This is a genomic window from Ulvibacterium sp. (assembly GCF_965228935.1).
Lineage (GTDB): Bacteria > Bacteroidota > Bacteroidia > Flavobacteriales > Flavobacteriaceae > Ulvibacterium.
Map to the genome: position 1 here is coordinate 2,009,809 of NZ_OZ245846.1, position 13,527 is coordinate 2,023,335.

Annotated in this window: 12 protein-coding genes; 5 read left to right on the forward strand and 7 right to left on the reverse strand. The window is 42.6% G+C overall.

Features of this window, described 5'->3' with window-relative positions; translation table 11 throughout:
* The first annotated feature begins 281 nt into the window (after nucleotides 1–281).
* Nucleotides 282–1,244, forward strand: a complete 963-nt coding sequence (locus ACO06Y_RS08420; RefSeq protein WP_422083399.1) for an alpha/beta fold hydrolase — start codon at nucleotides 282–284, stop codon at nucleotides 1,242–1,244.
* Nucleotides 1,245–1,518: 274 nt separating this feature from the next.
* Here ACO06Y_RS08420 and ACO06Y_RS08425 read toward each other — a convergent pair whose 3' ends face one another.
* Nucleotides 1,519–3,888: a c-type cytochrome gene (locus ACO06Y_RS08425; protein ID WP_422083400.1), complete on the reverse strand. Its 2,370-nt coding sequence runs from the start codon at nucleotides 3,886–3,888 to the stop codon at nucleotides 1,519–1,521.
* Between the two features lie 301 nt (nucleotides 3,889–4,189).
* Here ACO06Y_RS08425 and ACO06Y_RS08430 point away from each other — a divergent pair, with 301 nt between their 5' ends.
* Entirely contained in the window at nucleotides 4,190–5,137 is a 948-nt protein-coding gene (locus ACO06Y_RS08430; protein ID WP_422083401.1) for a hypothetical protein, read from the forward strand.
* Between the two features lie 44 nt (nucleotides 5,138–5,181).
* On the opposite strand, the gene ACO06Y_RS08435 is transcribed toward ACO06Y_RS08430, so the two are convergent.
* Genes ACO06Y_RS08435 through ACO06Y_RS08445 form a run of 3 tightly spaced genes read right to left on the reverse strand, consistent with a single transcriptional unit; the run spans nucleotide 5,182 to nucleotide 8,826 of the window.
* Nucleotides 5,182–6,549, reverse strand: a complete 1,368-nt coding sequence (locus ACO06Y_RS08435; RefSeq protein ID WP_422083402.1) for an FAD-binding protein — start codon at nucleotides 6,547–6,549, stop codon at nucleotides 5,182–5,184.
* A 22-nt stretch (nucleotides 6,550–6,571) separates the two neighbouring features.
* Nucleotides 6,572–7,858: an ADP-ribosylglycohydrolase family protein gene (locus ACO06Y_RS08440; protein WP_422083403.1), complete on the reverse strand. Its 1,287-nt coding sequence runs from the start codon at nucleotides 7,856–7,858 to the stop codon at nucleotides 6,572–6,574.
* Nucleotides 7,855–8,826 carry a phosphotransferase gene (locus ACO06Y_RS08445; protein ID WP_422083404.1) on the reverse strand — a complete coding sequence of 324 codons (972 nt, stop codon included), beginning with the start codon at nucleotides 8,824–8,826 and terminating at the stop codon, nucleotides 7,855–7,857. The genes ACO06Y_RS08440 and ACO06Y_RS08445 overlap by 4 nt, the downstream gene beginning before the upstream one ends.
* A 151-nt stretch (nucleotides 8,827–8,977) precedes the next feature.
* Here ACO06Y_RS08445 and ACO06Y_RS08450 point away from each other — a divergent pair, with 151 nt between their 5' ends.
* Nucleotides 8,978–10,213, forward strand: coding sequence for a mandelate racemase/muconate lactonizing enzyme family protein (locus ACO06Y_RS08450; RefSeq protein ID WP_422083405.1), 1,236 nt, complete (start codon nucleotides 8,978–8,980; stop codon nucleotides 10,211–10,213).
* A 178-nt stretch (nucleotides 10,214–10,391) separates the two neighbouring features.
* Here the strand turns inward: ACO06Y_RS08450 and ACO06Y_RS08455 are convergent, their stop codons facing one another.
* From ACO06Y_RS08455 to ACO06Y_RS08465, 3 genes are all read right to left on the reverse strand, one after another.
* Nucleotides 10,392–10,562 carry a DUF6747 family protein gene (locus ACO06Y_RS08455; RefSeq protein WP_422083406.1) on the reverse strand — a complete coding sequence of 57 codons (171 nt, stop codon included), beginning with the start codon at nucleotides 10,560–10,562 and terminating at the stop codon, nucleotides 10,392–10,394.
* Between the two features lie 266 nt (nucleotides 10,563–10,828).
* Nucleotides 10,829–11,020, reverse strand: a complete 192-nt coding sequence (locus tag ACO06Y_RS08460) for a hypothetical protein (protein WP_422083407.1) — start codon at nucleotides 11,018–11,020, stop codon at nucleotides 10,829–10,831.
* On the reverse strand, nucleotides 11,017–11,259 hold the full coding sequence (locus ACO06Y_RS08465; protein ID WP_422083408.1) for a hypothetical protein: 243 nt from the start codon (nucleotides 11,257–11,259) through the stop codon (nucleotides 11,017–11,019). The genes ACO06Y_RS08460 and ACO06Y_RS08465 overlap by 4 nt, the downstream gene beginning before the upstream one ends.
* Nucleotides 11,260–11,524: 265 nt before the next feature.
* Here ACO06Y_RS08465 and ACO06Y_RS08470 point away from each other — a divergent pair, with 265 nt between their 5' ends.
* Together ACO06Y_RS08470 and ACO06Y_RS08475 are read left to right on the forward strand one after the other, a co-directional pair.
* Complete coding sequence (locus tag ACO06Y_RS08470) at nucleotides 11,525–12,784, forward strand: DNA cytosine methyltransferase (RefSeq protein WP_422083409.1); 1,260 nt, start codon at nucleotides 11,525–11,527, stop codon at nucleotides 12,782–12,784.
* Between the two features lie 144 nt (nucleotides 12,785–12,928).
* Nucleotides 12,929–13,486 (forward strand): hypothetical protein, encoded by a 558-nt coding sequence (locus ACO06Y_RS08475; RefSeq protein WP_422083410.1) that lies wholly within the window; start codon nucleotides 12,929–12,931, stop codon nucleotides 13,484–13,486.
* Nucleotides 13,487–13,527 lie beyond the last annotated feature (41 nt).

A 13,527-nucleotide genomic window follows, 5' to 3' on the forward strand; every position in this document is an offset into this window, starting at 1 on the left:
AAGAATGGTCTTGGAGAAAGGCTTTTGCCGTAGATTACCAAAATATGGGGTTTAGAGAACTTTTTGGGAATTCGACCAAGACTATAGTAGTGTTCTAAAGTTCCATAGGTAATGGGATTTTTGATTTTTTTATGAGTTTGGCAAGCAACCCAAGGCCTTGATCCTAATCTTGGCATAAAAATTCTATGATCTCTGTGCGACTTAAGTCTTCCATGATATGTAAAGTGATATTTCCATTGGTTCTTACGTTACTTTTTGTGGCCTGCTCAAACGAAGAACCGATGATCGGGGAAGAAGAAAATGCCCGGGAAAAGGAAAATCCAGAACGTGAAAAACCTGAGGATGAAAAAGACGGAAACCCTAGGGATACCATAGGTAACGGAAAGGGTAGTTTTGAATTCACCACGTTTCAATTTAAGCATGAATTAACGGATTCGATAATCCCATATTCCTACTTTGAACCGGAACAGGCCAAGGACACGGACAAAAAGTTTCCCCTAATCATGGCATTGCATGGCGCGGAGTATTTTTTAAGTGATAAGGAAATGTTTCTCAAGGGGCAGGAACGAACTGCCTATATGGCCTTGGCATGGCTCGAAAAGGAAAAACAGAGTAAAAATCCAGCTTTTGTGGTTGCCCCTAATATCCATGACAAAATGTGGGATAGGGATACGGAATCCTATTTCGGTTGGGAAAAACCGAATTCGTCGGATTTTGTCGAAAAGCTGTTGGATTCCATAATTGCCCACAATGAGAATGTGGATGACAAAAGGGTCTATTTGGTCGGACATTCCATGGGAGGAACAGGTTCTTGGTATTTAGGGGCCAAGTTAAGCACTAAAATAGCGGCCATTGTACCGTTGAGCAGCGCATTCGATAGCTCGGATAGTAGTTTTGAATTTGTCGCTTCCAATATTGTAAACCAAGATGTAAGGGATTTGCCCGTTTGGGCCTTTATCCATAGGGCGGATGCCAATGCCAAACGGGATGAGGATGGCTCTAGGGCCGCATTTGGCATTATGCTTGAAAATAATTATGACCCGATCTATACCCATCGAAAAGATACGGTTGACCGCAATTTGACCCGGGAAGAGATTTTTGAACAAATCGAAGCCGGTAAAAAGCATTTTTATACGGAATATAGTTATCCCTGTAGCTCTGTAGGCGACTGTCATTTTGCCCAGGAATTTGCACTACGGGAGGATTTTCTTATCGAGTGGTTGTTCCGGCAGCGAAAAGAGTAAACATGGAGTAGGTCTTTAAGATTTAGGTGTAATACCCATAAATTGATATGTAAAACAAGTTTACATCGAACTCCCTTTGTTTTTATGGATTGCGCATTTCATAGAACATAGAACCAGATAATTGCTATCACCAAGCCCCTAAAACTTTATACTCAGTTCTACGCGGCAAGATCTTCCATATAGGCTTCCAAAACCGCTTTAGTCCTTCATCTGAATGTGATTTCCATTGTACTGTCGGTACATTTGAACTTTTTTAAGGGCGTTACTTAGGATCCTAGTTTTTAGGGATGTTATTTAGGGTATACCAGGCTTCCGATGACCAAAGATTTCGGCCGTTTATACTTCGTAGTTCCAGGTTTAAGTTAAATTTGACTACATGTTCTTTTTTTAGTCCCGGAATTGTTAAACGCACTTTTTTTCGGTCGGTACTTACCTTTATTTCAGTAGCCTTCAGTACCTCTAGATCCATTTTAGGCCCTCCATAGGCCTTGGTAGGTTTGTACCACCACTGTTCCAACGAATAGTCCAATGGAGAATCTCCTTGCCCGATCGCCAACGGTTCCGTAAACTCGATTTCAAATCCATAAGGCTTGGATCTGATTGCCAGCATTTCAAAAGTAACCTTCTCGTTATATTTCAATCTTTGGAGACCGTGTCTGGTCTCATTCCAGCCCCAGCCTCCGCCCATTCCCACGCCACCAGCATATAAGGCACCATCAGGCCCCCTCCTTATCCGGTTGATCCCTACATTTAGTCCCTGGGTAAATCTAAATACGGCTCCTTGGTATGATCCATTGACGGTCTCAAGAAAAACCCGTTTGATTCCACCATGGGTCACGTCACCGAATATCATTTGGTTCTTGTAGGGCCCGTCATACAACAGGGAGGGCTCCGATGGGGAGTTGGCAATCTCGTTTTGAGGCAGCCATACGGTGGGAGGCACCATTTTTAGACTTTGCAAGGAATCTGGAAGCCCCCACCGCATTCCATGAAAATCACCGGATCTTACATGTATAAATTTATTGGCGGGGAGCCATTGCCCCTGATTATCCGTAACGAACAGTTCCTCATCCGCTCCTATTCCAATTCCATTAGGCGTGCGCAGTCCATAAACTACCTCTTCATAGCTTCCGTCCCTTGCTATTTTAAGGGTCTTTCCCCGATCAGGAAGCGGTTTTTCATTGGACATTAAACGCATGGGCATAGAAAGATTGGCATAGAAATAACCGTCTTTATATACGAGCCCAAAAGCGAATTCGTGAAAATCCATGGATACATCGAAGCTATTGCATATGGATTTATATTCATCCGTTATCCCATCTCCATCATGGTCAATGAGTTGTGTGAGTTCTTGTTTTTGCAAAACAAATATTTCATCGTCCACAACGGCAAGTCCCAATGGTTCGGCAAGCCCCTTTGCCATAGTTTTTATTTTTATTTTGGTGCTGTCACCGGTCTCAACTCCTTCAAGAATATAAACTTCTCCCTGGGGAGTCCACGATGATACCAACAATCTGCCGTCTGGCAAAAAAGCTAGACCACCTACCTTGAATTCTATTCCTTTTACGTTGATTGTTTGAAGGTCATAACTCGGATGGACACCGTTTAAGGACGACCCAAAACCAGGCCTTAAGACCTTCGTTTCCGTTAAAGGGGGTTTGTTTACAATGGCCTTTTTTTCCAGATTTGGATTCTCTTTAGTACTATCCTTATGATCATCAAGGGAAAGGATATAGTCCACCATTGCCTTCAAACTGGAATCCTCAAGATTTGGGTGTGGGTTCATAACGGCGTCCCCCCAGACCCCTGACCCACCTTCCTTGACTTTCTTTACCAATAGGTCCACCGCCATTTTATCATCGGCGTATTTTTCGGCAATTTGCTGAAACCCGGGACCTACGGTGTTTTCCGACCATTCATGACACGTAAGGCAATCCGAGCGTTCCATCCAGTACTTCCCTAGATTTTCCGAATCTTTCGGGCCTGTTGGCCGAACTTGATCGGGAATTTTTTTGAAATAGGTTCGAGAAATAGTCTTGGGATTGTTTTCCAACTTGATTGCCTTGGGTTTTGTAAGCAAAGTAATGGATAGGTTTCCATCCACGCCTTGCGTTGTAAACACTCTTTCCAGTCCGGGATTGCCTTGGTCATCCCTTACAAATTCCGGTCGTTCCTCTAAAAAAATGGTATCCCTTTCAGTAGTCAGTTTGTATTTCAGGTATATCTGTCCGTTTTCAAATCGATATCCTTGAAATCGTGTTGTTACATTCTGTTTTTTGCCGTTTCGTTCCAATAACCAGGATTCTTGCAGTACGGGGTTTAGAAAGTAATCCTTTCCCCAGCTGGTAGGCTGTGCTACCTTTGTTTCCGTATAGACCGTTCCATCCCAGTTGACCCCACCTTTCCAGGCCCGGAACAGACCACATGCATTCAGGTCATAGGCTAAATAGCATTCGGAATCCAATGCCAGGGTCAGTATTCTTGGCCTCAAATCAAGAACCGATCGTAACGCCCATGGGTCAATGGGTCTATTTCCTTTTTCATGAATTTGCTTAGAAGGGGAAGAATTACAGGAAATCAGGAAAATGCACCCCATTAAAATGAGCGTATTCTTAACGTTAGTCCATTCCTTTTTTATATCCATACTCCTTTGTCCTTTCCCATTGACACAGAATCCAATCATTGGATCAACTATATTCTTGCAACGTCTGGGCCTTCCCAAAAATGGCTGTTTTTACCCATGTTTGCGGGAACAAGATTCAAATTATAAAAATACACTAAAAGTAGGCTAAGTTCTAGTTTTGGAAAAAACCCATAAAACAATCTTTTGTTTTAGAGGTATTTATGCCTTAATCAAAGAAAAAGCCATAGCCCTTGTTCGCTTGTTTGAAAAGTTTAACAGATCGTTATAACAAACAAGGGAGGGTGATGGCTATTTTGTGGTCATGAAAGATGCAAAAAGATACTTCAGACACATTATTTTCGCCATAACCCTTGGCATTTTTATTTGTTCCTATGGACAGGAAGCGAAAAAAATAGATCCCCTGGCCAAATATGAAAATGCGAATGCTCCTGTAAAGTTGTTTCCTGGAGATATCTCTATGGATGGTATGCAATGGAACAATGCCTTTACCCGGAATCACCGGAAGATATTTTACTGCCAGCAGCTTCCGCATCGGGCACAATTGGTCTATCAGGAGTTCAAGGGCAAGCACTTTTCAAAACCGGAGCCTATACCTTTCGATACCCTTTACAATTATTCCGATCCCTACATCAATACCCAAGGAGACCATTTGATTTTTATGTCGAACCTTCCGTATCGCATAAACAAGGATAGTGTGACCACCCATTTTCAATTATGGCAGTCCCACAAGTTTTCAGATGGATGGAGCAATCCGGAAATCGTATTCCCCACCGATACAGGGGTGGGGTATCCCTGGAGGACTAAAGACGGAACACTTTTCTATTCCTTGATGCCCTCCGATGGAACACGAAACTCGAACATCCATTTCGCCACTTTTGCGGATGGGCGATATAACGCACCTGTGGCGCTTCCGGCCAACGTAAATTCAGCGGACAGATTTGAAGGGGATGCCTTTGTGGCACCCAATAAGGAGTACCTTATTTTTGCGGGCTTCGATCGCGAGGATGGTTTGGGATTTTCCGATTTGTACATCACCTTTAATCAAGGGGGAAATACATGGAGCGATCCCAAATCGTTGGGCCCGGGAATCAACTCGGAAGGATATGACGGAAGCCCTTTCGTGACCGAGGACGGAAAGTTCCTGATTTTTACAAGTAGTAGGAACAGCCCTGGTGAAAATAGTTTCTTTAACCGGTATATCGTAAGGTTCAATGTAGATGCCTATCGGGAATGCGAGTTCTTCAATTAATTTGATTGTCGTAGCCCATCCAAGCTGTCCTTAGGAGCTTCGGATCAAACCCCATAAATATTTCGATTTAAAAAGGCATTCCGAAATTTATGCTCCGGATCGTATTTCCCGGCAAGTTTTACGAAATCGGGCAATTTTTGATACTGAGACTTCAACTCTTCGGGCGATACCGTAAACAGTTTGCCCCAATGCGGACGGGCGTTAAATGGTTGGAGTTCTTCTTCTATCATGGTAATCAATTTACCGACTTCATCCGGGTTTTGCTTCCAAGTGAAATGGATGGCGACACAATCCTGTTGGTAGCATGGACTCATCCAGAGGTCATCCGCTGCAATGGTCCGTATCTCGGTAATCATTAATTGGGGATGTATCAGATCCCGCTTTTTTTCCAATGTTAGTATGGCCTCCAAGGCATTTTCATAGGGAACAAAAAATTCGGATTGTAGCTCTTCACCACTGCTGGGGGTAAAACCCATCTTAAAATGGGGCAGGCGATCATACCAGGGGCCTGGAACACCCATTTGGGCCGTGCAATTCTCGGCAGAAAGCTCGGTTATGGGATGAAGGTCCCTTGTTGCGGCCTTGGCTCCGTAAAAATCATCGCCAAAATCCATAAGCTCCGCATCGGTTCTTCTTTTGACCCAAACTTGGCTGATCCGATCATTTTGCCAATCCGTAAAAAGGCTAACGCTATACCCGCCGGATAGAATGGCATCAAAATTATCTTTTAGGGATTGTAAGGGCAGTTCTTGAAAAACATCCTGACGCACCTGAAACGTTTTTTGAATATCCAATGTCATTTTGGTCAAAATACCCAGAGCGCCTAGATGTACCACGGCCCCATTGAAGGCTTCCTCTTTATTTCCCCTGCTTAAATGTACAATTTCCCCTTTGCCATTGACGAATTCCAAGGCCGAGACACTTGTCGCCAAATTTCCATTTTTTACTCCGGAACCATGGGTGGCCGTTGCGCAGGCGCCTGCTAACGAAATATGCGGGAGGGAGGCCAGATTGTGTAGGGCATACCCTTTTTCATGTAATTCCGGTGCGATATCACCATACTTTGTGCCTGCACCGACGGTAACGGTCATTTTGTTTTCGTCCAGCTCGATTATTCCCGTAAGGTGTCTCGTAGAGATTTGGTTCAATGGGTTGTCCGCAATGTTATTGAAGCAATGACAGGAACCCAATGCCTTTTGTGTATCCAGTTTTTTGACCAGAGCCTGAACCTCAGAAACGGTTTTTGGCTCAAAGAGATTTTGTGCGGTATAGGTATAATTGCCCGCCCAGTTCTTACGTTGCACTGCTGTGGCCATGGCTTCTTTTTTTTCCGGCTTGCAGGAGGCCATCGGCATTAAAACCGTACCCGCGGCAAAGGATGCCGTAGTTTGAATAAAATCCTTTCGTTTCATCTGTATTTTTGGTTAGAATTGTTTACTCTCCGACCATTTCCCGTGCCAATAGCTCCAAATCGATACCGAGATTTTCCCTATTTACGCGCAGCACTTCCTCTTTTAAGTCCTGGGGCAAATTGGTATATCCTTCCCTGGCCCCCATGATCATCCCGGCCACAGCGGCTACGGTATCGTTGTCCCTTCCGTAGTTGACAATGAATTGCAAGGTCTTTTCAAAATCACCTCCGCCGAATTGCAATCCGGTAATCAAAATTTGCCAGATTTCCCCGGAATGGAAGGGAATGGCCCGTTCATCCTTTTCCAAAAACTGGTACACCATTTCTTGACGCACCCATTTTTTTTGGCTTTCCGGAAATCCTTCCGGAACCTTGAAAAGAATGGAGTCCTTGGCAATCAGGGAATCCACCAATGGTTTTTCCCGTATGGCCAATACATTTTTAATGGAAGCATCTGCAATACCATAGGAAATACGCCCGACCAGGCGACTATCCTGATATCCATAGGGATCTACAAAAGTTGCAGCATTCAAGATGGAATCCATATCGTTGGTGCGCAATGCCATATGGGTCAAGGCAGATACCAATGCCGAAATATCCTTGGCATAGCCCAAGTCAAAAATTGCATGGTCATAGGCCATTATATAGGCTTCTTGCGGGGTTTTGGCCAGCAATCCGAACATGGGGGTATAGAGTTGGCCTGCACAGGACAGTTCCCCACCATAGAAACGATTTTGGGCCTTTTGATAGTCCTCCGAGTTTTTTTGATAAGCGATGGCTACCCGGGCCCATTCCTTGATCCAGTCTATTTTTTCAATACGATCATCCAAGGAATCCGTTTGGGAAAACACATCGGTATCTGCCAGGGTATGGGCAATGGACTCATAATAGTCCGTAACGAATCGTGCAAAGTTGGCAGGGGACAGGTCTGTACCGTGTTCCGTAAAATACTTCACCATAAAATACTTCCATCGTGTATCGTCTGTAGTGGCCCCAGCCATAAGGTTATGCTCCCAGGTACCTTCCGGGGATTGTACCCGAACGGCAGGGGTGAGTCCGGTAATATATCCATATTTTAACTGGATGGCCTTTCGATACCACATTTCCGTGGATGCTCCCATGGCATCACCTATGGCCGAACCCACCAAGGCTCCGAGCACTTTGTCATAATACGCCTCTTTGGAGAGTTGCAAGGTATCCGAGGTGTAGGTCGCTTTTTTTGGAGCAGGAATGTCCACATGTGACCTTTGCTTCTTGCAAGAACCGAGGGCCAAAAAAAATACCATAAGACCGAAGGCTGCATTTCTCAAACCAGAATCATTTTATGGGCCATTTGTAAAAGATACTCTTTTTCCTTGATACTTCGATTTAAAGGCAACTGGGCCAATCCGATAAGTCTGCGCATTATCTCTATCCCGGCTACTTGGGATACCAATCTTCTATCGGCCTTGCCTTCATACTTTTCCAGTACGGTATCCAGATAGCCCGGTTTATGGGTTGCCAGGATAAGGTGGGCGACCATGACTCCCAGATCAAACTCGGCAAATCCTACAAACCCGAATTCCGGATCTATTACATAGAGGTTATCACCTTCGGTCATCCAACTGCCGGGATAATAATCGCCATGGAGCAATGTATGTCCTTCGGAAAGGTATTGGTCGCCAATACGGTTTATTATGGTTTTAAGTTTTGTATCCGTTTTGTAGGACTTGGAAATTTCCTGCAATCCGGGCTGCACATCATCCAATTGAAATCCGTTGTCCTCTAGAAAGGGAAGTACAAAAATATGTTGATGGTTCAATTGGCGCATTTCCAGGTTTTTTGGGAAATCGGCCGGCACTTTTTTCTTATGGATCAAACCCAGTATAAAGACCAGCTTTTCCAATTCTCGTTTGGAAAACGACTTGTTCGCATACATGGTGGTCAAATCTTCACAATGCCCCAGATCCTCAAGTATCATTACGAACATTTCTGTATCATACCCTAAAATCTTGGGGATATGGGCGTTGAGCGCACTGCTCTTTACGGTTTCATAAAAATCCCTTTCAACGGCAATACGCTCAAGGGGAGCGGCTATTTGTTGGTATTTTTGAACATAGGGTCGCGATTGCTTTAGGATAAAGGAACGGGTATTGGTACGGATCCGAAGTACGACGTTCATATTGCCCTCGCCGGGTTTTTCGGTGGATTGCACATGTTCTTCAGAAGTTATCCATTCTTTTTCACGAAGGTACTTTTGAAGCTCCGGTATGGAGGTATTGCTATCTATATTGAACAAGATATCTCATGTTTATTCCCTGCAAGATAGAATTTAGTGGTTTTACTACGAACCCAAACACACAATTTTTTGAATTTGTAGGATTCATTAGGCAAAGATTATCTAGCTTTAGGAGCCCAATACTTTATAGAGTTGTCGATTAAACCGCACAATGATTTCAAGACGAAAATTTCTTAAATCTACAGTTACAGCTTCGCTTATCGGCGGGTTGCCTTTGTACGGCCATTCCTTTAGATTCAACATAGAAGGGAATTCTTTGGAGGAAAGAATCACGGACCGGATAAAGCGCTCCCTAACTTCTCCGGTTACCCTTAAGGAAATCCAGTTGTATCGCTTTGAATCCCTTTTACTTTTGAAGGTCTCGGATAATTCCGGTACCGTGGGGGTTACGGTGTGTAATGCACGCATGTTAAACCTGGTATCCCTTTTCAAGAATATGGTGGTTCCTTTTTTTATCGGGAAGGATGCCAGGGAAGTGGCTCATTTGGTAAATGGGATTCATCGTGTTAAGAGTAATTACAAATATGCGGGAATGCCCTTTTGGAACTGTGTAGGCAGTTTGGAAATAGCTATCTGGGATTTATTGGGGAACTTGGGTGAAGTTTCTGTAAACCAGTTTCTTGGTCATACCATACGGACAGAAGTCCCCATTTATCTCTCTAGCCTTACCCGCGGTAATTCGGCCGAGGAAGAGACCCAAAACATCATCAAGTATCAGGAGCATACCAGAGCCAAGGCCGTTAAACTCAAGGTGGGCGGACGCCTTAAAAATACGACCAGGGACAAGGAACGTACCCGGAAGTTTATCCCTATGGTACGCAGGGCCATGGGCGATGATTTCACCATTTATGCGGACTCCAACGGATCCTACTCGGTGAACGAGGCGAAAGAGATAGTCAGGTTTTTGGAGGATTACGGCGTAGAAATTCTGGAGGAACCTTGTTATTGGCAGGATTATAAATCCAATGCTGCGGTAAAAAAAGAGTTGACCACAATGAAGTTGGCAGGAGGGGAACAGGATTCCAGTTATCATCAATTTAAGGCCATATGTGAGGATAACGTCTACGATATCCTACAACCGGATGTGTATTACAACGGAGGTATCGTACGGACATTGAAAATCGCCCATATGGCAAGTACGCTTGGAAAAGGTTTTGCGCCCCACTCCCCAAAGGCAGATCCACTTTTTGCACCATTCTCCCAACTGGTTTCCGTTGCACCGGTGTTGACCGGTTTTCAAGAATATCCCTTAAGGGGTACGGAAAAACAGAAGTCGTGGTTCGGCCCTCAAGTTATTCCGGATACCGGCTTACTTCCCTTGCTCAAGGGCAATGGATTGGGTATTCGGTATGATGAGGGTATATGGACAAAGGCCCAAAAGGTGTAAGAAAAAAAATCCTTGCCCATCGGCAAGGATTTATTCAAAATGCATAAAAAAACAATATGGCTATTGAAATTGTGAAACACAGTAACACAAAAGCTGCAACAGGTTGCTTTTTTACTCTTCTTTTGAACTCCTTTTGATCATTAAAATTGATTTTCCCCAAAATCGATTTTTGAATGGTCTAATCAAAGGCAAAACCTGTGTAGACCCTAAATACAAATGCATAAAGAACTACGATTAACAACATAAAACTAAACCAGGCAAATGCCTTGAAATAGTTTCGCACCAAGTAGTTTCCAAAATTTTTAAATGCATCGAGATAAATTTCCCGTAAGAGTAGAATTGTCTTCATAGTAATTGATTTGTGATTCGCTACAAAGGTTTATCAAATGGTAATACTTGGCCTGCTTAATCGATGAAACGCACCATAAAATTTGTCGATTGGTACGGATCGGACCTTTGGTCGAGGAATTGGGCTGTTAATCTTAAGGGTTCATGAAAGAGCTTTTACGGTCAATTGCAAGATTTTGGGGTTCTTTTGAAGTTTCTGTTTGTCCTATTCTTAAATATGGAACATGGAACCGACCTAAAATAGTGGGACAAGCAAGTACAAGTTTTTTATTCCAGATTTCCCAGATAGCCTTTCACCGCGTTTATCAGGGTGTAGTAGTGCACCGAACAGTAATCCTGTTTGTTGGCCGTTATTATGCCCTGGATGTCCAGGAGCATTTCCTTGTTGGATCTGTGGGCGTACATCTCATATATTAGTTGGTCAAAGGGTATGGCACTTTCCTTATCCCAGAATCTCATTTCTTGAAGATTTTGTCCGCCAATCCGTCTATAAAAGGCTTCATTACACTTCCGATAAGTATACAGGCTAAAAGCCATATGGCCCTTATCATAACATGTAGTTCAAGAATATGGAGGGCGATGACGTAGACCGGGACGATCAATGCAGCATAGCACAGCACCTTGAATAGTAGTTTGTATACATTTCCCATATGTCCTTTTGACGGTTTAACCCATATGAAGTAACTTTTTTCTTTCATTTTTTGAAATTATATCGTATCCGATGAGTTTTTAATTCTTCTGATAGTCGGTGCTCTCTAAAATATCCGACTGAAAACAAAGAAAGCAACGTAGTGTAGGAAATGGAAAAAGTGGGGTGAGTACCCTTTGTTTAGCACCTTCTTTTTTTCGATATCACCAATTTTAAAACCTTAAAAAGGCCCATTGGAAGTATTTTGATAACTTATGGTAAACTTGGAATACTTGACCGGTAAATAAATTTGTTTTGTTTTTACATTTGTTTATATGATTAAGGAAAGCATTGCCGATAGGGCTTCTAAAAAGAGGTTGAACAAAAACAAATTAACCACACTATCTTTTTTTTCAGGGGCAATGGGACTGGATATTGGCCTAAAAAAAGAAGGCTTCAATGCAATGTTGGCCTGCGAATATGATAAGGCAAGTAGAAATACAATTTGTCTTAACGAACCAAAAATTGGGCTAATTGGTGACCTACGTAACTATTCCGTCCAACAAATTTTAGCATATTCCAATCTGGAGAGAGCGGATGATGTAGATGTAATCGTAGGGGGCCCTCCTTGCCAGGCATTTAGTACGGCCGGTAAACGAAAAGGGTTTTCCGATTCTAGGGGCAATGTATTTTTAAAATTTCTTGAAGTAATAGAGGAAATAGGCCCTCGCTATTTTGTTATTGAAAATGTAAGGGGATTATTGTCCTCTGTTTTTCAAATTGATGAGCAAGACGAAGTATCAAGCGCAATTCCACCGAATGTATTGAACAAAAAAGGCTCGTCATTGTATTATGTCATAAAAAGGATGGAAAAGGCCGGCTATTCCATTAATTTTGATTTATATAATGCCGCTAATTTTGGCACCCCCCAATCAAGGGAGAGGGTAGTTATAATTGGAACAAAAGGTGATGAACCTGTAAATAGATTGACCCCGACGCATAGCAGCAATCCTGAGTACGGATTACCAAAGTGGAGAACTCTTAAATTTGCATTTAGCAAACTAAAAAATTCTGAAAACCAAGAATTTATTGAGTATTCCGAAAAGAGAAAATCATTTTATAAAGACCTAAAAACTGGCCAAAACTGGCGCGATTTACCGATCGAACTACAAAAGGAAGCTTTAGGTGCAGCATTTTATTTAGGGGGAGGAAAAACAGGTTTTCTGAGAAGATTGGATTGGGATAAACCTGCTCCAACGGTTGTAACCAATCCTGCCATGCCGGCCACCGATTTGTGTCATCCGGAGGAAATAAGACCTATTAGCGTTGATGAATATAAAGTGATTCAAGAATTTCCCTTGGATTGGAAATTTGGAGGTACCACTTTGGATAAATATCGTCAAATTGGCAATGCCGTGCCTGTTGGATTAGGAAGGGCTATTGGGAAAGAAATACAGAAGCATATGGCAGGAAATCTCGATTCGGAGATTGATGGCTTCAAATACTCCCGATACCGAAATACTTCATTCAAAAGCTTTGTTTTTGAGTTTGAAAAACATATGGCCAAGGAGAAAATTCCCACTTTGTTTGCTTAAATCTTTGTTCTTCGTTAATCTTGGTAAATAGATAAAACCAAGATGATGGATTTGGCAGGATATGCGTATAGGATTTTTGTTGCTTGTCCCTAGGTTCGGGATTCATGCTTAACAAAGACCAAACTTAAGATCATCACCAAAAAAATGTCTTATAAGCAATATAACAAGGACGGTGAATTGGTAACCCATAAGGATTTACAAGCCAAGTCAACTTGGTGTAAGGATGGGGAAAGTATTGAAGAAGCTTTTGTGTCACGATATGGAAGGGCTTTGGATTTGCAAATGAATCCAGATAAAAAAACAGACCCCTACGCTCCGGATTTGCTTGAAAAAGGTGAATTTTTGGCCGACCTAAAAACGCAGAACACTCCTTTTTTTAAGGCTAGGAAATTATATGGCATTGAACCGTCCTATGCTATTGTTTTCAATAGAAAGGATGCTAGGAGATATCATAAAGTATATCCTGATATCATAATTTACTTTTGGGTCGAATGGCACTCGGTAAAGTTTGTTATGGGTAATTTTCAGCAGACTGTTGGGTATATCAATGGTGTATGGAGAATTCCCTTTAAAAACCTAGTGGAATTATTAAAGGTTGCTCCTGAACACAGTTATCAACAAAGAAAAAACGATAATAAGGGAAATGCAAAATCAAGTTTTGTTTTGGATATAAGAAACGCTTTGTTTGAGAGGATAATCTAATTTTTATGATTTTTTTCTACTCACCGGCGTTTTATAAAACC